The following is a 21,555-nucleotide window of genomic DNA, read 5'->3' on the forward strand; positions in this document are numbered from 1 at the left end:
AGGCGGGCTGCCCTGCAGCCTGCCTGCCGGATAGAGTCCCGCCGTGGACGGCGAAGCGATCAGTACGCAGACGGCCCTGTGGGCTGTCGACGAACCCGGCGATCCGAAACTGGAAGCTGTTGCACGGCAGATCCTCACTGCAGACCCACACGGCAAGAGACTCGCAGGGGCGATCCGGCGGAGCATCGATATGCTCCTGGACGGCCAGCACACCGGTCGCTTCCGGTGGGATCAGCTGTACAAGACTGAGAAGGCCCACCTTGGCACGTTGATCGAGATCAATGTCCAGCGGGAGTTCGGCTTTGCAGACGGCATCAGCATGGACTACTCGATCGCCGACACTGACGTCGACTGCAAATACTCGCAGACGCTTGGCGGGTGGATGATTCCGCCGGAGGCCCTCGGCCACCTGCTGCTTGTCGTCTGGGCCAGCGATGAAGAGTCCAGTTGGTCCGCTGGTCTCGTGCGCGCCCTGCCAGACAGGCTGAATCGCGGTGGGAACCGGGACGCCAAGAAGACTCTGAACGCCGAAGGGCGGGCTGCCGTACGGTGGTTGTTCCGCCGGGCCTCCCTCCAGGAGAACATGCTGCTGCGGCTTTCCGAGGCCGACACCGATGCAATCTTCTCCCACAGGAGCGGCCAGCGCCGAGTGGACGATCTGTTCTTGCGGGCTCAAGGCCGACGGATCAGCCGCACTGTCGTCGCTACAGTGGCGATGCAGGAGGACTACATGAAGCGCGTCCGCTACAACGGCGGCTCGCGCTCAAGGCTCCAATCGCGTGGCATCGTCATCCTGGGCCATTATTCGAGTCACGGGCGGATTGCTGAAGCGCTCGGCCTACCTGTACCGGGTCCGGGTGAGTCGGTGAGCGTGCGACTTGCTGCTGCCCGTCCCCACCACGGGGAAGCGCCGAGGATAGAACTGGGCGGGCAGGAATGGGTCCTTGCCAGGCCGGATGACCCAGAGGAAGCCGTCCCCAAGCTGCCGGAGATATGAGCGAGCAAGGACAACCAGAACCGCAGGCCGTGCGCTGGACGCCCCCCGAGGGGTCCTGGGCCTCCTCGGCCGCGAACCGGCGGAGCATGCTAGGTAACCGGAGCCGCGACACTGCGCCCGAGCTGCTCCTCCGGTCGCTCGTCCACGCCGCTGGACTGCGCTATCGAGTGGCTGCCAAGCCGCTTCCGAAGATGCGCCGCACGGCCGATATGGTCTTCCGCCCCGTGAAGGTGGCCGTCTTCATCGACGGCTGCTTTTGGCACGGCTGCCCGGAGCACTTCGTGATGCCCAAGACGAACCGGCCGTACTGGGAGGACAAAATTGGGCGGAACATTCAGCGCGACCGGGACACAGACAACCGCCTGGCGGAAGCTGGCTGGCTGGTGCTCCGCTTCTGGGAACACCTCGCGCCAGAAGCGTGTGCCAGTACCGTCATCGAGGCAGTGACCGCTCGCCGACTCGAGGCTGCAGCCTCGAAGGGCTCCGGGAAGGCCCTCTGAGCGTAGTGTCGCGTGCGGCTGTCGCGGCAGCCGTCAGCTGATCTTCGCCTGGTTCAAGGAGAAGAGCTCGTGCCGCTCGTGACTCTCTTGGCCGACGAACGCCTTGAACTCGCCGAGCCTGTAGCCGAGAGAACCGTTCGAGCGCTTGATCCTCTGGATTACGAAGTCGTGCTCCAGGTGAGCGATGTGCCGTTCGACTTCCGGCTCAGACATGCGCTGCCCGACCTTCTCCAACCGCTTGATGATCTGGTCGATGCCTACGGGGCGCTCCATCCCCCGCAGCAGCTTGTAGACGGGGTCGTGGACCACCTCTGTGGTCTCCACCAGCTCGGTGCGGGGCCCCTCCTGCCGCAGCGCCCGCGCGATGGACCGGCCCACCGCCTCTGCGACAGGCGGTGGGAAGGCGTTCCCCACCTGTCGGTACGTACTGGTCTTCCGCCCTTCGAACACCCACTCGTCCTCGGGCTTCCACCCCTGGATCCGGGCGACCATCTCGACGGTCAACTTCGGTCCCGGCTTGCCTGGATCCGGCTCCCAACCAGGCTCTGGGGCCTGGTCGCGGATCCCGAGGGCATCAACTCCCAGCTTGGCCCATGCGGCCTTGGCGCGTGTCGGTCCCAGGTCGGCGCCGCCGTGCTTCTTGGATCCTCCGACGATCGTCGGAGCGATATCGGCGGCCTTATCTGCCCAGCTCCTGGCGCCTTCCCAGCCCCTGGCGCCCATCAGGTCGCACAGGGTCTCGCCCACCGTCGGCCGCTTGCCAGCCAGAGGCTCGGGCCAGGTGAAGTACTCAGCGTATTCAGGAAGTAGCGCTACGAGTACGAAGCGGGGGCGCAGCTGCGGCACGCCGAAGTCGGCTGCGTGGAGAAGCTTCCACTGGGCGATGTAGCCAGCGCTCTGCAGCGTGTCGAGGACATTCTGCCGATAGGCCGCGAAGCGATTGGCGCTGAGCCCCCGGACGTTTTCCAGTAGAAGCGCCTTGGGCTTGACCCTCTCAGCCAGGTGCACAGCCCAGGCGAAGAGGTCGCGCTCGTCGGTCGCCCCCAGCTGCTTGCCGGCAATGGTGAAGGGTGGGCAGGGTACTCCGCCTGCGATCAGGTCCACTCCGCCGAACCTCTCAGGCTCCCACACCTTCGGATCGGCTACGTCGCCTTGCCGCACGTCCCAGCCCGGCCGATTCTTGCGCAGCGTGGCGACGGCATGCGTGTCGAGCTCCACTGCCAGGGCGTGCTCGAATCCAGCACGCTCCAATCCGAGGGCCTGCCCGCCCGCACCCGCGCAGATCTCGACAGCCTGCAGATCCGTCATTCATCCTCCATACGTGCGCACTGCCCGCCGCGCTCTTGGGTGCACTTGCGGCAGGGTGGACTCGAACACGCTAGCGAGTCCGTCTCTGCCTACGAACATCCCAGGAGCAGGCCAGCAAGTCCACCGAGGCGGGCATGTACAGCTGACTGCGAACGTGACCAGTGAGAAAGACCAGTCTAGATGGCCGGAACCCTGCGGACCTCTGCCTTGCTGCTACCCCGCACGAAAGAAATAGAGGGCGACCTCACATCTGGAGGGCCCTCGGATGAGTCATTAGGGAGGCAGCGGCGTTTCCCGCCCTCGACGCGATCAACAAGCGGGCTGTCGGCGCCTTCGGCAGGCCGCGCGTTCGCAGAGCTGGCTACGTCCGTATCGGGATGTCTTGGGTGAGGAGACTAGCTGTGGCTGTGGCTGTGCGGTCATTTTTGTCGCGTTCGAGCCGCTAGTAGCAGACTCGCATCAGGAGAGGTCGGCCTGAGTCTTCCGTAATGCTTACGCCCTGGTCAGCTGTCTGTTTCCGGCAACGCTCCGTGTTCCAGGTAGGCGGTCAGGCCGTTCGCGCGGGCTTGCATGCCGACGGTGATCCGGCGTACGAGACGGGGGATGGTGAGCTCTGACAGCCGCGCGGTGGGGTGGAAGCCGTAGCTGCGCAGCTCGTCGGCTGGTAGCGCGATCTGCTGGCGTTGGCCTGCGGTGAGGTGGCCGCCGTCGAAGAGGTAGAGGACCTTGTCGCCCTCTCCCGGATTCGGTGCCCAGTCCACGACGAGCAGGCGGCCGATGACGGGCTTGATGCCCAGCTCCTCGTGGACTTCGCGCACGCAGGCTTGCAGGGGTGACTCCCCGTGCTCGACGTATCCGCCGGGGATGTCGCGGTAGTCCTTGTACGAGGGCTCGACGAGCAGGACCCGGTCGGCCTCGTCGAAGAACAGAGCGCCGGCTGCCATGCGCGGGCGGGCCATCTTCGCTTCGTGCTCGTTCTCGCTCACGGGACGGACTCTAACCGCCGACGACACCGAGTCTGCGAGCCAGGTCGGCCACGGACTGGGACGGTCGGCCCCGGGTGCCGCGGATCCAGCCGATGGCCAGTTCCCGGCTCAGGTAGTGGTGACGTACCTGTTCGGGGGCCTCCTGTTCGGCCTCCAGCAGCGTGGACAGGGCTTCATCGGTCCGGTTCCAGGCACTGAGCGCTCTGGCGACTTCGAGGCTGTGCCTCACGCGCCGTTCCACGGGCAAGCCGCTGGTGTCGATGCGTTGCCCTAGGTCTGCCGCGATCTGGATGTCCCCGAGCTCGCCGGCGGTGGCGACGCAGTGGATGGCCACGTTGGTCGGGCCGAAGGCCGTCCACAGGTGGTTGGCATCGGCTCCCAGCCGCCGCGCGGTTTCGTCGGCTTCCCGGAGGAAGGTCTGCGTCGTCATCCGATCTTCCGCTCGGGCGGCCGCCATGGCGCCGGCGAGGAAGAGCGTGCCGTAGACCGAGAGGTATTCGTCGTTCGCGGTGCCCAGGCCGGGCTGCATTACCGCCGCCGCATCGTTCACCAGCTGGATTGCGGCGGTGAAGCGGCCGGTGGCCATCAGACAGTGCGTAACTGCGCGGAAGAGCGAGCCCATCACTGTGCTCTGGCCGCACTGCTGTGCGGCTGCCAGGCCACGGTCGGCGGCGATCCATGCCAGTTCCGACTCTCCGACCTTTCCCAGCACAAGTGCCGCACCGTGGTAGGCCAAGGCGAGCTGGGCATGTGCCTCCTCGCCTTCGCGTCCTGAGTACGCGCGGGATGCGGCAAGGGAGTCGGCCAGGACGAGGGGAAGACGTCGCGTGGCGAAGCCGTAGCGGGATGCCTGGTAGGCGTCGAGGATCTCCTTCACGTTGGCCTGGAGGTCTTCCAGGGCGGGTGGTTCGTCATCGGGTGGGGACCCCAGGAGGGGTGTGAGCAACTTGTAGTCCATGAGGGCTTCGCGCAGGGCGGGGACCGTGCGACGGCCGCTGTCGTTCGACCATTCCATGAGGGTTGGTTCGGCCAGCAGGTCTCCGAGCGAGACGTCGAGGGCCTCGGCGAGTGAAGTGATCACCGACAGGCGGTCGAGCTCGATCCGGTTGTTCTCCGCTTTGCTCAGCCAGTCCGTGGTGCGGCCTACAAGCCCGGCCAGGACTTCCTGGGAAAGGCCACGTCGGTGCCGGTACCAGGCGACGCGCTCGCCGATGGTCAGATGCTCTGTCATCCCTCGCATGTCCTGAGCATCACCTCGTGGCCGAAAGGGACCCCGGAAGGATTTTCCGGGGTGCTGCGGGACTCCCCGCCTACTGTCGCAGCAGACCGAGAAAGCCGCCGGGCAATGTGGTCAACTTCCTCCGCTTCGGCTGGCTTTGGTGCTCGGCCCTGGTTCTCAGGTGGGACGGAGGCGTGGACGGTGCGCAGCACGATGAAGCCGGAGCCGTGGGCTGAGCAGGAGCTCGGTCCATTCGGCCCGGCAGTCCTCAAGCCGTTCTCCAGAACGCGGTTCGCCACGGACGGCAGCGCCTTGTTGAAGGTCTACGTCGGTATCGACCCCGAGGGGCGGCGCCAACGTGAGGCCGCGACGGTCGAGCGCGCCACCCTTCTGGGCATTTCGGTCCCGGCCGTCCTGGCTACGGGGAGCGGAGAGGCCGGGGCCTGGACGGTGTTCCAGGCAGTGGATGGGACGCCGTGCTCGGTAGACACGCGCAAGGCGACAGCGGAGTACATCGGTCACGTCGTGGCGGTGAGCGCCAGGCTGCACCGGTCGTTTGCCGGCGCCACTCCCGGCTCCGGCTGGCGAGGGCGGCGAACCAGTGCCGCTTCCCCGAGCCGTTTCCTGCTGGATCAGTTCTCGCCTCGCTGCCGGTGGCTGCCCTGGTGGGCGATGCTGGGCCAGGCCCTCCAGACGATCGATTTGCATCCGGTCGTTCACCTGCACGGCGACCTCAAACCTGCGCACTTGCTCGTCGACTGCGAGCACCTGCACGTCGTCGACTGGGAGGCGAGTGCGTGCGGACCGGCCGTTCTCGACTACACCGACGTGGCCTTCCACCTCGTACGCGATCTGCTGTACGAGGGCGTACCGCCCGGACGCATCCCGGTCGATCTCCTGGCCCGGCTGCCGTTCAACGGACCGGTTCTCGCCTGGCGGCTGCTGCTCTGGCTTGATCGCCGTCGCACGCAGGACATCGACCTCGTCACTACCCACGACGTTCACCGACTCGTCGCCGAAGAACGGGCCACCTCGGCGTACAGATACCTCGACCAGACCATCGCGCTTCTCCGCGCCGCCGGCGTTCCTCGCTGAATCCGCGCTTCACCGCTCGTCCAGGCGTGCTGACGCCTGCGCTCATCTCCTTCTTCCCACCCTGAACGGGAGTTCGTGATGCCTCGTACGAGCACGATCATCAACAACAGTCACCTCGTCATCGACACCGCCGTGGCCCGGCCGGATGCGACGACCATCGTCGAGCGGAAGGGGCTCGGACATCCGGACACCCTGGCCGACCATCTCGCCGAGCGGCTGTCCCGCGCCTACAGTCGCCACACCGTCGCACGCTTCGGCGCCGTGCTGCACCACAACTTCGACAAGCTCGCCCTCCTCGGCGGGGCCAGCGAGGTCCGGTACGGCGCGGGCCGGATGAAGTCCCCGGTGCGGGTCCTGGTCAACGGACGGGCCGCACCCGTGTGCGGAGGCGAACGGATCCCGGTCGAGGACATCGTGGAGGCCGAGGTCAGGGCGTTCTTCGCCGAGCGGCTCCCCGAGGTCTCGGACCACCTCGACATCGTCTTCAACATCACCAGCAATTCGAGCCCGGGGGCCGTTCTTACCGGTGACGGGGTGCCCGACCGCACACGTTGGTTCAACCCGCGCTCTGTCGAGGATCTTCGCGAGCGGCGGGTGCGGCTGTCCAACGACACGTCCCTCGGTACCGGCTGGGCGCCGGAGAACCGCTTCGAGTCGTTCGTACGCGAGCTGGTGGACCACTTCTCCGGGGAGAGCGAGTTCACGCTCGCCCACGCGTGGTGCGGTTCCGACGTCAAGCTCATGGGCTATTGGGATGGGGACCGGGCGGACATCGTGCTGTGCGTCCCGCAGAAGTCGCGCCATGTCGCCAGCCGGGCAGAGTACGTCCGCAACGCGGAGACCGTCCTGGCAGAGTGCCATCGTCTCGCCGCCCTCCGGCTGGCTGGAGCGGAGGCCCGCTTCCGGCTGAACGCCCGCGACGTTCCGGAGAAGGATGAGCTGTACCTGACCTACACCGGCAGTTCGATCGAGTCTGGTGACGAGGGCGTCGTCGGGCGGGGCAACCGGGTCAACGGACTGATCACGCCGCTGCGGCCGATGAACCTGGAGGGCGCCAACGGAAAGAACCCTGTCTACCACGTCGGCAAGCTGTACAACGTTGCCGCGCAGCGACTCGCCAACCGGCTCCACGAGGCGACCGAGGGGCACGCTGAGGTTCACCTGGTGAGCACGACCGGGCAGCGGCTGGATCAGCCCTGGCGCATCCTCGTCCGCCTCTCCTCTCCCGACGTTGAGGTGGGTAAAGTCCAGGCGCTGGTCGCCGAGGCGCTCGGCGAGTTCCCGGCCCTGACGGACGAGCTGGTCTCCGACGGGATCGTGCTGAGCTGATGGCGAAGCGGACGCTCGGAGAGATCCCCGCGGGGTGCCGGCGGCGATTACTCACGCACTACGGGCCTGCCGCCCAATGGTGGCTCGACGCCGTCCCCGCTCGGCTGGCACGCGCGGCGGAACGCTGGAAACTGTCGCTCGGCGCCTATCACGACGCCGGGCACGCCTCGGTGATCGCGACGGCAACCTGCCTGGACGGGCGTCCGCTGCTCCTCAAAGCATGGTTCGACCCCTCCCGCTACCACCGTGAGGTGGACGCACTGCGGCTCTGGGCCGGCGGACCGACAGCCGGTGTCGTGGAGGCTGCTGACGATCTGGCGGTGGCCGCGCTCGAACTCGTCGGAGGACAACCCGGTGGTGCAGACCGGCCGAGGCGGGAGATCCAGATGGTGGCCGCCGCTCTCCAAGGGCTGCACACCTTCGGGCAGCGCAGGCGCCGACCGGACAGCCTTCCGCGCCTTACTGACTACCTCACGCGGGAAGTCCAGCCCCGACTCGAACAGCGGATGCACAGGGTCAGCCTCGGCGGCTGGCACTCGTTGGTCGAGGCTGGTCTCCCAGATGTCGCCAACCTTGAGGAGGGCTCCCGCAGGGCGACGGTGCTGCACGCCGACCTGTACCGGGAGAACGTCCTGTTCGACTGGCTGGGACACCCCCGGCTGATTGATCCGCTGCCCATGGTGGGCGACCCGGCGTTCGACTGGGCGTTCTGGACCGTCTACTACGACCTGGGGCGCGGTACCGACGGGCGACTGGCCACTGCCTCACGCGTCTCGCGGATCCCCGTCCCGGTGCTCGCGCCCTGGTGCCGCCTGCTGGCCGTCGACGGCCTCCTCTTCTACGTGGAGTCCGGCGACCCGCGGGCGCCGCTGATGGCAGAAGTGCTGACCCATCTCTTGGCGTCGACCCCTCGGAGCGGATCATGACGACGTACATCCTCCGCCACGGCCAGACCGACTACAGCAAGCGGTACCTCGTCAACGGCGACCCGGCCAAGCCCATCCATCTGAACGAGGAAGGCCGGAACTCTCTGAGCGGCTCCTGGAGCACTCTGCCCCTCCATTCCGTGGCCACGTGGCTGACCAGTGAGTTTCCGCGAGCTTGCCAGACCGCCTCGCTCCTGATGGGCGTCCCGGCGCCCGCGCTCGTGATCGACGCCCGGCTGAACGAACTCGACTACGGGGATTTCGAGGGCAGGCCCTTCCTCGAATACGCGGTCTGGCTCGACAGCAACGGCTCCAGTGAGCGTCCGCCCGGCGCCACGGAATCCCAGCGCGAGGGCATCCGCAGAATGCTCACGGGCGTGCTCGGCGCCCTGGAGCACCCCGGCCCCCGCGTCCTGGTCGGCCACGGACTGCTGGTGTCCGTCCTCCTCTGGTACCAGAGCCGCATCGGCGCCGAAGCTATGCCGCTGTTCTTCCCTGAGGCCCCGTACCTGGAGCCGATCGTCATTCCGGACGACGAGCTGCCCATTCTGGTGACGGCACTCTTGGACGATCTTGATTCGGGCGTTCTGCGTGAGGCCACCGGCGGCGGTGACGCGCCGACATTGCGGATCAGCGAAGGGGCGGCGGTTGCTACCGTCGATCCGGTATCCCCATCCCATTCGCCGGATCAGAAGGATCTTCCTCATGCATGATGCCCGCGCCCTGATTGAAATGGGTGCCGAAGCGGTTCGTCGGCTCGCTCGTCGCGGTTACTCCCTGGACTTGTCCGAGCTGGAGTCTCTCCAGTCCCGGCGCAACCAGAACATCCGCTCGGCCGACGAGCTGCGGGCAGAGTCCAAGCGGGTGGCGAGCGAGGTCCAGCAGACGGCCAAGCAGGGTGGTGACATCTCCAAGCTGAAGGAGCGCGCCCGCGAGCTGAAGGACCAGATCCGAGAGATCGACGCCGACCAGGAACAGGTCGAGGAGCAGCTCCGTGACCTCCTCCTCAGCATCCCGAACCTGCCGGACGATGCCGCCCCGGACGGCGACTCCGAGGAGTTCGCGGTCGAGATCCGCCGCGTCGGCACCCCGCCGGCCTTCGCGTTCGAGCCGAAGGACCACGTCGACCTCGGCGAGGCCACCGGCATCCTGGACTTCGCGCGGGCGACGAAACTCTCCGGTCCGCGTTTCGCGGTCTCGCGCGGCGCCGGAGCAGCGCTGGAGCGTGCCCTGGCCACCCTCTTCCTCGACCTCCACACCCGGCGGCACGGGTACGTGGAGCACGCCGTCCCGTACCTGGTCACCCGTAAGACCATGACCGGCACGGGACAGCTGCCGAAGTTCGAGGAGGACCTGTTCAAGACGGGTGTCGCCGACCGTGAGCTGTTCCTGATCCCGACGGCCGAGGTGCCGCTGACCAACCTCTACGCCGACGAGATCATCCCCCCGGCCGAGCTGCCGGTGACGCTCACCGCGCACACGCCGTGCTTCCGCTCCGAAGCGGGCTCGTACGGTCGTGACACCCGGGGCCTGATCCGCCAGCACCAGTTCGCCAAGGTCGAGATCGTCCAGATGGTCGACCCGGCCGACGCGGACACCACGCTGGAGACGATGGTCGGCCACGCCGAGGCGTGCCTGAAGGAACTCGGCCTCGCCTACCGCGTGGTCAAGCTGGCCGCCGGAGACACGGGCTTCTCCGCCCAGCTCACGTACGACATCGAGGTCTGGATCCCGAGCCAGAACACGTACCGCGAGATCTCCTCGGTCTCCAACTTCGGCACCTTCCAGGCCCGCCGGGCCAACATCCGGACCCGAGGCAAGGACGGCAAGCCCAAGCTCGTCGCCACTCTCAATGGCTCCGGCCTCCCGGTTGGCCGCACCCTGGCCGCTCTCCTTGAGCAGTGCCAGCAGCAGGACGGATCCATCGTCCTGCCCGAGTCCCTCTTCCCGTACCTCGGCTTCCGCCGGATCTCGGCGGACGGAACACCGGAGGCATAACGTGCTCGTCGGCGTCTGCGACTTCCCTGGTAGCTACGCCTTTCCACCCGCCGGATACGGCGGGATCGAACGATGGCTGTGGGCGGTCGCCGTAGGCGCCCGAGCCGCAGGCGCCGACGTACACCTTCTTGGGCCGGGCTGGCTCACGGACCTGGAGAACGACTGGGTCCGTCGGCCGGTCCGCCTGGAGGACATCACCCCCGGATCGCTCGCCCAACGCGAGCTCCGCGACACCGGCTACGACCTCTTGGTCGTAGGGCACGAATACCCCTCGCTGCCGGCCTGGACCCGCACCTGGAACGAGCTGGACTGCGACGTGGCCACGTTCCAGCACTCGCCCGTCTTCCAGCACGCGGACACGGCCTTCGACGGCAAACGGTCACGGCTCTACTGCTACTCGCCCGAGATGATCGAGCGATACACAGACCACCAGCCCATCCCCGAACTCGCCGTCCACCTTGGCCTGGACGAGGAGGAGCCGCCTGCGGTCGCAGGTAAGGACCTGGTGTGGCTCGGCCGCATAGACGAAGAGAAGGCACCACATCTCGCTGTACGAGCCGCGCAAATGCTCGGCCGCCGGATCCGCGTCGTCGGCCCGGTCTTCGACGAGAGTTACATACGACGCCACGACAGGCTCTTCGGGGCGGATCACGTCGAGTGGGTGGGCGAACTGGGCGGTCCCGCCAAGACCGCCGCCATCCGGGATGCCTCCGTCTTCGTCTACACCTACGCCCGCACCTACGTGGAGGCCGGCGCCGCGGTGTTCGGCGAGACCCTCCGGACGGGAACGCCCATGGCCGCGCTCACCTGGCGTGAAGGCACCTGCGCCGAGGCCGCGCTGTGCGAGCAGACCGGCGTGATCACGGTGGCTGACCCTGATGAAGACGACGAGGCAGCTGCTCGTCAGCTCGCTCGCGCGATCGAGCAAGCAGAGGTTCTCGATCACGCGCACGTCCAGACGATCGGCATGGACCGATTCGATCCCGCTCGTCACTTCAAGGCCATGTCCGCCTGGCCATGCTCGTGACCGGCCAGACAGGCTGTGCCGACAAGCCGTCGTTGGACAGGGGACCCCAGTTAGCCACTGTTCTACGCCAAGCTCTGGGGAGACAGTGGGAGTTCACTCTTGTCGACGGCCGCATCGACATTCGACATCCGCATCGCGGTTCTCCCTACAGGCCGCCACGTCGCATGCCCACCTGGGTAGACCTGCTGGAAGGATTGAAGGTCGGCTTCGCGGCACAGGGTGCCCCACAAGCCCCCTGCCTGCCGCTTCGATGGGGCCGTGAAACGGAGCTGACCATCTCGGCAGTTCAAGCCCTCGACCCGCTCCTCAAAGACGGGCGCCCGCAGACCTACCGAAGCGGATTCCTGCCCCAGCCCGTCGTCCGTTTCACCGGTAAGCGCGATGCCGCGGGCGACCTGGCCGAAGGCTTCCTGACCTCCTTTGTCAACGTCTCCCGGATCCACCCCATACAGGACATCGACGAGTACGGTGCGATCTTGGACGGATGGCTAACCGTGCTGTCCCGACTCGGCTTCCACGCCCGGCACCTCAGCGCCCACGGCAAGCTCACGACGTGGAGCCGACGCCAAGTCGAAGGCGTAACTATTCACTTCAGCCACTTGGACCTCCCTCTCGGCGACATCGTCCTCCTATGGAACGCCGAGAACCCGGGGCGGATGGCCGTAGACCTGGGCACAGGTCTGGAACGCCTGGCGTGGGCCCGCACTCGCGCGAACTGGCACCGACTCGTCTACGGCAGATTCGCTCAGGCAGCGCCGACGGGAACTTTGGACGCCATCCGTACGGCCACGCTCCTCATAGGACACGGGATTACTCCCGCGGCCAGAGGTCCTGGTGGAATCACCCGGCGGGTGGTCGGCACGATCTCACCCGACTCCGTGCCCCTCGGTGTCAGCGCTTTCGTCCGCGTTTCGTACGACTACTGGTCGCTCTTCGGCCCCCTCTCCGTTTCGTGGCCGGCTGTTGTGACGGCTATCGAGAAGGAGTTGCTCCTGTGAGCAGACGTTCTGGACGCTGCGTCCCGCACGCTGGGAGGGCCTTGATAGGCGGGCCACTGCGCCCTCCGAAGCCGGCACGGGCGAGATGCTGGTAGGCAGCGCGGCTGGGGTCGTTGCCCTGGAGATCAAGGACGCATGAGCGACGAGCGAAGGGCTTGGACACCATGACAGAGAAGACTTCCCGCACCCCGGACGACGGCGTCGCCAGCCGTTCCGGCTCGGCCGTCGGACGTGACGCCCCGGTCATCTTGAGCAACCAGCCCGGCTCGTTCGCCTGGGGTGTCCTGGCCAAACGGCATCCCGCCTTGATCCAGCAGGTGCGGGACGCCTTTCCGTACGGCCGTCGACAGCACGATGCCCTCGATGCCCTGCTGGACGAGGTCATCAACGGTGTCGTCGAACCGCTTGCCCCCTCGGAGCACGATTACGCGCAGTGGGCGGACTGGGGGCGGGAGTACGTCGGGCGGCCGTGGTTCGATGCTCCGTTCCTGTGGGCGGAGAGCTACTTCTACCGCAGGCTCCTGGCCGCGATCGAGTACTTCGGTACGGGCCCGTGGCAGGGAGTCGACCCCTTCGCCCCGTTCAAGCGGGCCGAACTGCGCGGCGCGGCGGTGGACGAGGAACTGCGGGCCCTGGACGCACTCGCCGATGCGCCGGCCGACGAGCGGGCCACGGCACTGCTCCTCGCCTCGCTGTGGGGCAACCGCGCGGACCTCGGATTCCGTGTCACGGAGGGGGAGTCAGCGCCGGGCGACGTTACCGACGGACTGGTGGTCGACGAGAGCGCTGTGCTGTGGCAGCTGCTGCCCGCAGGAGCCGGCACTGCGGTCGCGGTGGTGGCGGACAACGCGGGGCGTGAGCTGATCCCAGATCTGATCCTCATCGACCACCTCCTCCTGCACCGGTACGCCGAGAGGATCGTGCTCCACGTCAAGCCTTGCCCGTACTTCGTTTCCGACGCGATGACGGCGGACGTTGTCGACTGCCTGCGCCGTCTGGCCGAGGCGCCTGGTGAGGCTGGCAGGATCGGCGGGCGCCTGTGGGATGCCATGGCGACCGGGCGTCTGGAGGTCCGCGCTCACCCGTTCTTCTGCGCCCCGCTGCCGTACGAGGAGATGCCGGAGGACCTGCGGCAGGAGTTCGCGGCCGTCTCGCTGACCATCCTGAAAGGTGACCTCAACTACCGTCGGCTGGTGGGTGACCGGATGTGGGACGGGACGACTCCGTTCGCCGAGCTGACGGCGTACTTCCCTGGGGCTGTCGCGGCGGTGCGCACACTGAAGTCTGACGTCATCGTGGGGCTGGAGCAGAAGACGCTGGATGCGCTGGAACAGGGCGGCGGGGCTTGGCGTACGAGCGGCACTCACGCCCTGGTCCAGGTTCGACGGTAGACGTGGTCTCCGCGCGATTCCTCGCGCATCGGCACTTTGCGCCGCGAGCGGCCGGGCTGTTGTCTGCTCGGCCGCTCGGTGTTCCATCGGCTGGCCATTCCAGCGGGGCTAGGTCCTACCGACCGCGTCTTGACGGCGTGGCGTTGGCGGACGGTGTGCCCGTTACTGGACGGGTCTGCCGGGTGGGCGCGGTCGGGACCTGGGGACGCTGACCCGAAGTGGCGTCGGCGGGGAGGTCGGCGAGGTGGCGCAGGCGCCAGACCAGGACCTCGCTGAGGGACCCGGCGGTGTCCAGTTCCCGCTGGGTGATGGCTTCGGTGAGCAGGGTTTGTGGGTCCCTTCCGGCTTGGTAGGCGTGGGTGAGGGTGGCGGCGAGTGCGGGCCAGCCCGGTTCGCCGATCGCCTGCTCGGCGATGTCGGGCGCGGTAGCCCGGAGGAGGGCGGCGGACCAGTCTTGGACGGGCTGGGCCAGGCGTTGGCCTTGCTCCCGCAGTCGGGCCATCGGCTCCTTGGCCGCGATGGTGTAGGCGGCGCGCAGGTGGGCGGTGGCCTGGCGGGCGGCTTCGGCCTGTTGGGCGTGGTGCCGTCGGGCGTGCCAGTGGGCGGCGGCGGTGGTGAGGAAGAACAGGATGTCGATCAGCATCGCCGTGCTCGCGCCATCCTCCCCCCGACCCGGCGCCGGTCCGCTATAGCGCAGGTCGCGGGCGGCGCGGCGCAGGGCCTGGGCGTGCCGGTATTCCTCCCGGGTGTGGGAGCGGCTGGCCCGCTCGAACGCCCAGGCCGCCTCGCGCAACTGCTGGCGGGTGGAGACGGGGCTGGTCTGGGCGAGGCTGTCGAGGATCTCGCCGGTGGCCGCGATACGGGCAGCTGCCGCGCCGTCACCATCCTGGTCGAGGGTGAGCAGGGTGATCCAGGCGGTGTGGGTGGCGGAGCGTCGGGCGGCGGCCGCAGCCGATAGCGGCCTCGCCGGCCGGGCGGTGCCTTGGGATGCGGGGTGCGAGTGCCCTGCGCCGAGCTCCATGACGAATCGCTTGCGCACGCGGGGCAGGGACAGGTCGGGGGAGAGCTTGGAGCCCGAGTAGAAGACGGGTTCACCGGTCTCGTTGTGGTCGCCGGGCAGGGCGACGCTGTAGCCGAGCAGGTCGCCCGAGGGTGCGATGCGCTGCTGGACCAGGAGACCTGCGGCCTGGAGCCTTCCGAAGAACTCCGCCTCGTCGGCGGCGCCGGCCACGGCCTGGCGGACGGTCTCGCGCAGCTGCTCCCGCGGTGGGCGCTCCCGGCCCTGGCGTTCGGCTTTGTGGCGTTCGGCGCTGGTGGGGCGCGGGGCGGCGGTGCCGTCGCCGGGCGTGACGCGGCGCAGCCCGTAGTCGGCTTCGATGCGGCGGGCCTCGGCTTGGGCGCGGCGGGCTTCGTTGTGCCGGCGGGGGCGGCGGCCGTCGTCGCGGATGAGGGTTGCGATGATGTGGATGTGGTCACCCCACCCCGCTCCCGCGCCTCCCGCCGGTCCCTCGCGTAGCGGCGACGGCCCGACCACCCGGCCGCCACCAGCGGCGGCTGCTGTTCGTCGCGGTGGGCGCGGGCGAGGCCGGCCCGGTACGCCGGGTACGCCTGCGGGCTGGTGAACCACGGCGACGGGTCCTCGCCGAACACGGCCGCCCGCTTGGCCAGGACGTAACCGAACTCCTCCGGCGTCAGATAGCCGAGCTTCTGGCTGGAGACCCCGTCCTCCCGGAACGCGTCGAGCCCACCCCGCTCCCGCGCCTCCCGCCGGTCCCTCGCGTAGCGGCGACGGCCCGACCACCCGGCCGCCACCAGCGGCGGCTGCTGTTCGTCGCGGTGGGCGCGGGCGAGGCCGGCCCGGTACGCCGGGTACGCCTGCGGGCTGGTGAACCACGGCGACGGGTCCTCGCCGAACACGGCCGCCCGCTTGGCCAGGACGTAACCGAACTCCTCCGGCGTCAGATAGCCGAGCTTCTGGCTGGAGACCCCGTCCTCCCGGAACGCGTCGAGCAGTAGCCACCCCGCCCCCAGATACGTCGTCACCGTGTCCGTGAGGATCTCGTTGTCCCGCGTCCCCGGGAACTCAAGGCCGAGCCGGTGCAGCAGCACATGCGTGATCTCGTGCGCCAGCGCCGCCCCGATGTCCCGGCGGTGGCGCCGGAAGCGGTCGTTGAGCTCGATGAAGTACTCCGGCCCCGCGGCCAGTTCGACCGACGCCGCGTGCTGCATCTCGCGGAACCCGACGATCATCCGGGCGTCCGGCAGATGCAGGTGCTGGACCAGCGCGCGGGCCACCCGCTGGGCGCCCAGATGGAGGTCGTCGTGGTCGGCGAAGGCGACGTCGGCGGGCAGGACGCTCGTCGCGTACCCCTGGATCCCGTCGTACGAAAGCCGCCGGTACAGCGCGGTGATCGCCGCCCGTACGGTGTCGATGTGCGGAAACCCATGGACGACCGGACTGGACATACGGCCGGATCCGGACCCGGCCGCGCGCTCGTGGGCCACGCTGTCACCCCCGTAGGACGGTGAACCAGCCTCCACTGTACGAGGGGTCCGCGGCACCCCGCCTTCGTACGCATGGCCGGAAAGCAGTGCTTGTCGGGTGCCCGGAGGGCTCTCATACTCCACAGCACGCGCATTGACGCGCCCATGTCATCCCCCAGTGCGTCGGCGCGCGGACGTCCAACCCCCCACGAAGGGCAGTCCCTTGAAGAACACACTCGTGCGTGCGCTCAAGAGATGCGTAGCCGTCGCGGCGGTCACCCTCGCCGCGTTCACCCTCCAGCCCGCCACCGGCGCCTCCGCGTCCCCGACGCCCGTGGTCGGCGGAACCCGCGCCGCCCAGGGCGAGTTCCCGTTCATGGTCCGCCTCTCCATGGGCTGCGGCGGCGCCTTCTACACCCAGCAGATCGTCCTCACCGCCGCCCACTGCGTGAACGGCTCCGGCGCCAACACCTCCATCACCGCCACCGCGGGCGTCGTCGACCTCCAGAGCGGCAGCGCCGTCAAGGTGAAGTCGACCAAGGTGCTCCAGGCGCCCGGCTACAACGGCAAGGGCAAGGACTGGGCGCTGATCAAGCTCGCCAAGCCGGTCAACCAGCCCACCCTCAAGATCGCCACCACCACCCAGTTCAACAACGGCACCTTCACCATCGCCGGCTGGGGCGCCCGCAGTGAGGGCGGCGGCCAGCAGCGCTACCTCTACAAGGCGACGGTCCCCTTCGTCTCCGACGCCCAGTGCCAGCAGGCGTACGGCAGCGACCTCGTCCCGGGCGACGAGATCTGCGCGGGCTACCTCCAGCAGGGCGGCGTCGACACCTGTCAGGGCGACTCCGGCGGCCCCATGTTCCGCAAGGACAACGACAACGCCTGGATCCAGGTCGGCATCGTGAGCTGGGGCCAGGGCTGCGCCGAGCCCGGCTACCCCGGCGTGTACAGCGAGGTCTCGACCTTCGCCGCCGACATCGCGAAGGCCGCGGCGACCCTGTAGCCGTGTAGCGCTGTAGCCCTGGAGCGCGAGGTCCGCTCCTCCGCACCCCGAGCCCGTCCCGGCCGGGCGCCCCGCATTTGCGGGCGTCCGGCCAAATCTGGTCATATGTGGGCATGCCGATCACAGTGGTCATCGCGGACGACCAGGAGATGGTCAGGACCGGGTTCCGCATGATCCTGGAGAGCAGGCCCGACATCGAGGTCCTCGACGATGTCTTCGACGGCCCGTCCGCCCTGGCGGCGGTGGACCGGCACGACCCGGACGTCCTGCTCCTCGACATCCGGATGCCCGGCCTCGACGGGCTGGAGGTCACCCGGCGCCTGGGCGGCCGCGACCGCCCGCGCGTCGTCATCGTCACCACGTTCGACCTGGACGAGTACGTCCACGCCGCCCTCCACGGCGGCGCCTCCGGCTTCCTCCTCAAGGACGCCAGCCCCGAGATGCTGGTCGAGGCGGTGCGCGCGGCGGCGGCCGGGGACTCCCTCGTCTCCCCGGCGATCACGGTCCGGCTGCTGCGCGAGCTCGCCACCGCCCGCCCCGCCGCGTCCCTGCGGCAGCCCGCCGAACCCCTCACCGAGCGCGAACGCGAGGTCGTGCGCTGTCTGGCGCGCGGCTCCACCAACGCCGAGATCGCCGCCGAGCTGTACGTCTCCCTCTCCACCGTGAAGACGCATCTGGCCAATGTGCAGGGCAAGCTCGGCGCCCGGAACCGGGTGGAGATCGCCGCCTGGGCCTGGGAGAGCGGACTGGCCACGGGCGCGGCGTGAGCCCGCTCCGCCGCTGGCTGCGCGGCCACCCCCGGTGGGCCGAGACCGCCCGCGCGGGGCTCGCCGCGTTCCTGGTCGGGCTCGTCGTCTTCGAGGGTCTGGTCCTCGCCCGCCAGCCCACCACCCCGCACGCCGTCGTCTGGGCCTCGGGCCTGGTGGTCTGTCTGTGCGCCCTGCCGTGGCCCGGGCTCGACCCGGTCGTACGGGCCTGGGCCGCCGCGGCCGTCACCTGGTCCGCGACCGGGCTGATGTTCCTGGAGCGCCCGGAGGTCGTCTGGGGGATGGGCGAGGCGGTGGCGCTCCTGGTGCTGCTCGCGGCCGTCCTGCTGCGGGCGCCGTCCCGTACCGCCGCCGTCCTGGGGCCGGTGCTCGGGCTCGGCTGTATGGCGGTGCCGGTCCGGGACGCCTCGCCCGGCCGGTTCACCCTGCTCTTCGCGGTGCTCACGGTCGTCGTCAGCGCGTACTCGCTGCTGCTGCGCGCCCAGTCCTGGCAGCGGGTGCGCGACCTCCAGGCCGTACGCACGGCCGAGCGCATCGAACTCGCCCGCGAGCTGCACGACCTGATCGCCCACCACGTCACCGGCATCGTCGTCCAGGCCCGCGCGGCCCGTTTCACCTCGGTCGAGGGGCGGCGGGCCGCGGAGACCTTCGGCCGGATCGAGGAGGCGGGCGGGGAGGCGCTGAGCGCGATGCGGCGGCTGGTGCGGGTGCTGCGGGAGGGCGAGCCCGAGACCGAGCCGGTCGCGGGCCTCGCCCAGCTCCGCGAACTGACCGACCGCTTCTCCCTGGCGGGGCCGCCGGCCGTGCTGTACGTCGAGGCGGGCCTGGAGGACAGCCTCCCCGGGGAGGTCGCGGCGGCCGCGTACCGCGTGGTGCGGGAGGCGCTGACGAATGTGCGCAAGCACGCGGCTGACGCGAGTGCGGTACGGGTGGGGCTCCGTGTGGTCGGGGACGGGCTTGAGGTCCGGGTCGCGGACGACGGCTCCCGCGCGGCGAGGCTCCCGCGGAGCGCGCGGGGTGGCGGCTTCGGCCTCGTGGGCCTGGCCGAGCGGATGGCGGCGCTCGACGGCAGCCTGGCGGCGGGGCCGGCGCCGGAGGGGGGCTGGCAGGTGGTGGCACTCCTACCACTCCGGGGCTGAGCCCCACGCCCCCCTTGGCCCGGTCTTTGTCTGCGACCCGGCGGTGGCTTGCTCACGCAGTTCACCGCCCGGTCTTCGTCCGCGGGCCGGTGGGTGGTTGCTCGCGCAGTTCCCGCCCGGTCTTCGTCCGCGGACCGGTGGGTGGTTGCTCGCGCAGTTCCCCGCGCCCCTAACCCCTCTGGATCTGCGGACCGCGGGTGGCTGGCCGCGCAGTTCCCCGCGCCCCTAAAGGCCTGTGGCTGAGCTGGCTTCGCAGGCCGCCGCCAACCCCCTCAGGGGCGCGGGGAACTGCGCGACCAGCCCCCACCGGCCCGCGGTAACGAACCACGGAGCGGGGTGCAGGGGCCCGCAGGCCCCGGGAAGCGAGCCTGCACCCCACCCGCCCCCGGAGGGTTTAGGGAAGGGGTGGGGTGGGGGCTACAGCCTGCTCAGGGACGCCGTAGCCAGCAGTACGTCCCTGATCGCCTCGCGGTCGCCCAGACGCCCCGCCGCCGCGTCCTCCGGAGGTACATGCCCCGCAGCCAGGCGGCAGAACTCCACCCCGTCCAGCGCGATGTGGGCCACCTCGTGGTCGGGGGAGCCGACCGCCGCCGGGGAGTCCAGCGCGATGTACCAGTCACCTCCACCCGCCCCCTCGATCTCCAGCCGGAGGGACCGGCCGGGCGACCCCGCCGTGACGAGGCCGCGCGGCGGCGGAGCCAGACCCGCACGACGACGCGCGGCCAGCGCGTCCGGCAGGATCCGCGCCGCCAGGTCGATCATCCGGTGCAGATGCGCGCCGGACGGCGGATCGTACGGATAGTCCACCGCCTCCGCGATGTCCCCCGCGTGGACCCAGCACTCGAAGGCCCGGTCGAGCAGCGCGTCCTGGAGGGGGAGGGCGAAGTCGCCGTAGGGGACGGCGAGTTCGGCCGCACCCCGCCCCGCGAACGACACCGTACGGATCAGCGTGTGCGTCTGCTCACGCCACGGCTCCCGCACCGCCCGCGTCAGCGGAAAGCGCGTAGAGGTCCAGAACGCCTCCGTACGGGCCGTCGGTCCCGCCGGCAGCCCCGCGCCCGCCGGGTCGTCGAGCCCCAGCGCGGCGGCGACGAGCCCGTCCACCGCCATCAGATGGCCGATGACACCCGCCACCGTCGTCTTGCGGTGCACCTGCCGCTCCCGCTCGAACCACTTCAGCCGCACCGGAGCGTGCCACTCCGCGTCGCCGAAGTCATTGAGCAGCGCGTCGAGCCGGGCGGCCTCCGCGTCGTAAGCGGACGCCCAGACCGGCACCGGGATGCGCGCCGGGCGCCGGCCCAGACAGTTCTCCAGGACCCGGGACCGCAGCAGCGGGTCCAGGTCCAGGCTGCGGTCGGTGTGCAGCAGCCCCACCGCGTCCCGCAGCCGCAGCGCCTCTTCCGCGCAGGGCGCGCACTCGGTCAGATGGGCTTCCACGGCCTCGGTCTCCTCCGCCGAGCAGGCGGTCAGCGCCCACGCACCGAGCAGGGATTTCAGTATGGCGTGCGTACGGATCACCGGCTCCGACGAAGGTGAAGACGGAGAGGGAGGTGTCGGCGCGGGGCCCGGCGGCAGCGACGACAGTGACGGCAGGCGGTCGATGTCGTCCGCCGCCCGCCTCGGCGGCGGTATGCGCGGCGTGCCGTTCTCGTCGTCCGGAACCGCCGGACCCTGCTCGGCCGGCCCGTTCACAGCGCACGTCCGTAACCGGGCGGCGAGGACCCCTCCGGCGGGCGGGTGTTCGCCGTGGACAGCAGCTGGAGCCCGAGCCGCAGCCGGCGCCGTGCCTCGTCCTCGCTGATGGAGAGGTCGGCGGCGGCCTGCCGGTAGTCGCGGCGCTGGTGGTACGCCAGCTCCAGCGCCTGCCGCAGCGGCGCGGGCATCGACGTCACGATGTAGTCGGCGCGGGCGGCGGCCGTGGCCCGCAGCACCTTCGCCTCCAGCTCCTCGGTGGAGCCGCCGTGCTCCGCGTACTGCGCGGCCTCGGACTGGCGCAGCCGCAGCACGGCCTGGCGCTGGGTGAGCTTGGCGACCCAGGAGCGCATGGAGCCCTGCTTGGGGTCGTACGCGTCCGGGTTCTCCCACACGTAACCGAACACCTCGCGGGTGATCTGGTCGGCGGCGGAGTCCTCGCCGAGCACGCGGTGGGCCAGGCTGTGCACGAGCGAGGCGAACCGGTCGTACAGCTCACCGAGTGCGGCCGCCTCGCCGCGCGCCAGGCGCTGCTGCATCCTGCGGTCCCAGCGAGGTGGTGCGTCCTTCGCCATGCGGCTCCCCAACCGTCTACGCGTGTACCGTCGTGCGTTCTTTGTGCCTTTTGTCCGCGCCCCTGTGTACTCGTGTCTCCTCGAATGTAGTGCGCCCGGCCGAGAAGGAGCGCGCGTT

Annotated in this window: 19 protein-coding genes and 1 pseudogene; 13 read left to right on the forward strand and 7 right to left on the reverse strand. The window is 69.5% G+C overall.

Going from position 1 to position 21,555, the window contains the following annotated elements; all coding sequences use genetic code 11:
• Positions 1 to 43: 43 nt before the first annotated feature.
• Both A8W25_RS18700 and A8W25_RS18705 read left to right on the forward strand, forming a co-directional pair.
• Positions 44 to 997, forward strand: a complete 954-nt coding sequence (locus A8W25_RS18700; protein WP_067162950.1) for a NaeI family type II restriction endonuclease — start codon at positions 44 to 46, stop codon at positions 995 to 997.
• The gene (locus A8W25_RS18705) at positions 994 to 1,497 is read left to right on the forward strand and encodes a very short patch repair endonuclease (protein WP_079126171.1); all 504 of its coding nucleotides are present in this window, start codon (positions 994 to 996) and stop codon (positions 1,495 to 1,497) included. The genes A8W25_RS18700 and A8W25_RS18705 overlap by 4 nt, the downstream gene beginning before the upstream one ends.
• 33 nt (positions 1,498 to 1,530) lie before the next feature.
• Here the strand turns inward: A8W25_RS18705 and A8W25_RS18710 are convergent, their stop codons facing one another.
• From A8W25_RS18710 to A8W25_RS18720, 3 genes are all read right to left on the reverse strand, one after another.
• Positions 1,531 to 2,805 (reverse strand): DNA cytosine methyltransferase, encoded by a 1,275-nt coding sequence (locus A8W25_RS18710; protein WP_067162952.1) that lies wholly within the window; start codon positions 2,803 to 2,805, stop codon positions 1,531 to 1,533.
• Between the two features lie 503 nt (positions 2,806 to 3,308).
• A complete protein-coding gene (locus tag A8W25_RS18715) occupies positions 3,309 to 3,791 on the reverse strand; it encodes an NUDIX domain-containing protein (RefSeq protein ID WP_067162954.1) in 483 nt (160 codons plus the stop codon).
• A gap of 10 nt (positions 3,792 to 3,801) precedes the next feature.
• Positions 3,802 to 5,022, reverse strand: a complete 1,221-nt coding sequence (locus A8W25_RS18720; protein WP_067162956.1) for a helix-turn-helix domain-containing protein — start codon at positions 5,020 to 5,022, stop codon at positions 3,802 to 3,804.
• Between the two features lie 189 nt (positions 5,023 to 5,211).
• Here A8W25_RS18720 and A8W25_RS18725 point away from each other — a divergent pair, with 189 nt between their 5' ends.
• The 8 genes from A8W25_RS18725 to A8W25_RS18760 all read left to right on the forward strand — a co-directional run bounded on the left by A8W25_RS18725 (position 5,212) and on the right by A8W25_RS18760 (position 13,774).
• On the forward strand, positions 5,212 to 6,105 hold the full coding sequence (locus A8W25_RS18725) for an aminoglycoside phosphotransferase family protein (protein WP_067162958.1): 894 nt from the start codon (positions 5,212 to 5,214) through the stop codon (positions 6,103 to 6,105).
• A 78-nt stretch (positions 6,106 to 6,183) separates the two neighbouring features.
• Positions 6,184 to 7,434 (forward strand): methionine adenosyltransferase, encoded by a 1,251-nt coding sequence (locus A8W25_RS18730; RefSeq protein ID WP_067162959.1) that lies wholly within the window; start codon positions 6,184 to 6,186, stop codon positions 7,432 to 7,434.
• Entirely contained in the window at positions 7,434 to 8,360 is a 927-nt protein-coding gene (locus tag A8W25_RS18735; RefSeq protein WP_067162961.1) for an aminoglycoside phosphotransferase family protein, read from the forward strand. Before A8W25_RS18730 ends, A8W25_RS18735 begins: the two co-directional genes overlap by 1 nt.
• Positions 8,357 to 9,073 (forward strand): histidine phosphatase family protein, encoded by a 717-nt coding sequence (locus A8W25_RS18740; protein WP_067162963.1) that lies wholly within the window; start codon positions 8,357 to 8,359, stop codon positions 9,071 to 9,073. The genes A8W25_RS18735 and A8W25_RS18740 overlap by 4 nt, the downstream gene beginning before the upstream one ends.
• On the forward strand, positions 9,066 to 10,358 hold the full coding sequence (gene serS / locus A8W25_RS18745) for a serine--tRNA ligase (protein ID WP_067162964.1): 1,293 nt from the start codon (positions 9,066 to 9,068) through the stop codon (positions 10,356 to 10,358). Before A8W25_RS18740 ends, serS begins: the two co-directional genes overlap by 8 nt.
• A gap of 1 nt (position 10,359) precedes the next feature.
• The gene (locus A8W25_RS18750; RefSeq protein ID WP_067162966.1) at positions 10,360 to 11,385 is read left to right on the forward strand and encodes a glycosyltransferase; all 1,026 of its coding nucleotides are present in this window, start codon (positions 10,360 to 10,362) and stop codon (positions 11,383 to 11,385) included.
• Between the two features lie 164 nt (positions 11,386 to 11,549).
• Positions 11,550 to 12,383, forward strand: coding sequence for a hypothetical protein (locus tag A8W25_RS18755; protein ID WP_234386502.1), 834 nt, complete (start codon positions 11,550 to 11,552; stop codon positions 12,381 to 12,383).
• Between the two features lie 164 nt (positions 12,384 to 12,547).
• A complete protein-coding gene (locus A8W25_RS18760; RefSeq protein WP_067164212.1) occupies positions 12,548 to 13,774 on the forward strand; it encodes a damage-control phosphatase ARMT1 family protein in 1,227 nt (408 codons plus the stop codon).
• 115 nt (positions 13,775 to 13,889) lie between these two features.
• Here the strand turns inward: A8W25_RS18760 and A8W25_RS34440 are convergent, their stop codons facing one another.
• Complete coding sequence (locus tag A8W25_RS34440) at positions 13,890 to 15,308, reverse strand: hypothetical protein (RefSeq protein WP_067162968.1); 1,419 nt, start codon at positions 15,306 to 15,308, stop codon at positions 13,890 to 13,892.
• Positions 15,309 to 15,520: 212 nt separating this feature from the next.
• Positions 15,521 to 16,240, reverse strand: a pseudogene (locus A8W25_RS32575) (hypothetical protein); the annotation flags it as partial.
• 241 nt (positions 16,241 to 16,481) lie between these two features.
• Here A8W25_RS32575 and A8W25_RS18775 point away from each other — a divergent pair.
• From A8W25_RS18775 to A8W25_RS18785, 3 genes are all read left to right on the forward strand, one after another.
• A complete protein-coding gene (locus A8W25_RS18775; protein ID WP_067162971.1) occupies positions 16,482 to 17,264 on the forward strand; it encodes a S1 family peptidase in 783 nt (260 codons plus the stop codon).
• A gap of 113 nt (positions 17,265 to 17,377) precedes the next feature.
• Positions 17,378 to 18,031: a response regulator gene (locus A8W25_RS18780; protein WP_067162972.1), complete on the forward strand. Its 654-nt coding sequence runs from the start codon at positions 17,378 to 17,380 to the stop codon at positions 18,029 to 18,031.
• A complete protein-coding gene (locus A8W25_RS18785) occupies positions 18,028 to 19,170 on the forward strand; it encodes a sensor histidine kinase (protein WP_107470724.1) in 1,143 nt (380 codons plus the stop codon). The genes A8W25_RS18780 and A8W25_RS18785 overlap by 4 nt, the downstream gene beginning before the upstream one ends.
• A gap of 417 nt (positions 19,171 to 19,587) precedes the next feature.
• Here A8W25_RS18785 and A8W25_RS18790 read toward each other — a convergent pair whose 3' ends face one another.
• A complete protein-coding gene (locus tag A8W25_RS18790; protein WP_067162974.1) occupies positions 19,588 to 20,862 on the reverse strand; it encodes a zf-HC2 domain-containing protein in 1,275 nt (424 codons plus the stop codon).
• On the reverse strand, positions 20,859 to 21,437 hold the full coding sequence (locus A8W25_RS18795) for a sigma-70 family RNA polymerase sigma factor (RefSeq protein ID WP_067162976.1): 579 nt from the start codon (positions 21,435 to 21,437) through the stop codon (positions 20,859 to 20,861). The genes A8W25_RS18790 and A8W25_RS18795 overlap by 4 nt, the downstream gene beginning before the upstream one ends.
• Positions 21,438 to 21,555: the final 118 nt, after the last annotated feature.

The organism is Streptomyces sp. ERV7 (genome assembly GCF_001653515.1).
GTDB lineage: Bacteria > Actinomycetota > Actinomycetes > Streptomycetales > Streptomycetaceae > Streptomyces.

Bases quoted from the DNA above. Each gene is read 5' to 3' on its own strand.
- A8W25_RS18705 (WP_079126171.1), top strand. From the start codon at position 994: ATGAGCGAGCAAGGACAACCAGAACCGCAGGCCGTGCGCTGGACGCCC.
- A8W25_RS18710 (WP_067162952.1), bottom strand. From the start codon at position 2,805: ATGACGGATCTGCAGGCTGTCGAGATCTGCGCGGGTGCGGGCGGGCAG.
- A8W25_RS18720 (WP_067162956.1), bottom strand. From the start codon at position 5,022: ATGACAGAGCATCTGACCATCGGCGAGCGCGTCGCCTGGTACCGGCAC.
- A8W25_RS18730 (WP_067162959.1), top strand. From the start codon at position 6,184: ATGCCTCGTACGAGCACGATCATCAACAACAGTCACCTCGTCATCGAC.
- A8W25_RS18735 (WP_067162961.1), top strand. From the start codon at position 7,434: ATGGCGAAGCGGACGCTCGGAGAGATCCCCGCGGGGTGCCGGCGGCGA.
- A8W25_RS18740 (WP_067162963.1), top strand. From the start codon at position 8,357: ATGACGACGTACATCCTCCGCCACGGCCAGACCGACTACAGCAAGCGG.
- serS (WP_067162964.1), top strand. From the start codon at position 9,066: ATGCATGATGCCCGCGCCCTGATTGAAATGGGTGCCGAAGCGGTTCGT.
- A8W25_RS18755 (WP_234386502.1), top strand. From the start codon at position 11,550: ATGCCCACCTGGGTAGACCTGCTGGAAGGATTGAAGGTCGGCTTCGCG.
- A8W25_RS18760 (WP_067164212.1), top strand. From the start codon at position 12,548: ATGACAGAGAAGACTTCCCGCACCCCGGACGACGGCGTCGCCAGCCGT.
- A8W25_RS18780 (WP_067162972.1), top strand. From the start codon at position 17,378: ATGCCGATCACAGTGGTCATCGCGGACGACCAGGAGATGGTCAGGACC.
- A8W25_RS18795 (WP_067162976.1), bottom strand. From the start codon at position 21,437: ATGGCGAAGGACGCACCACCTCGCTGGGACCGCAGGATGCAGCAGCGC.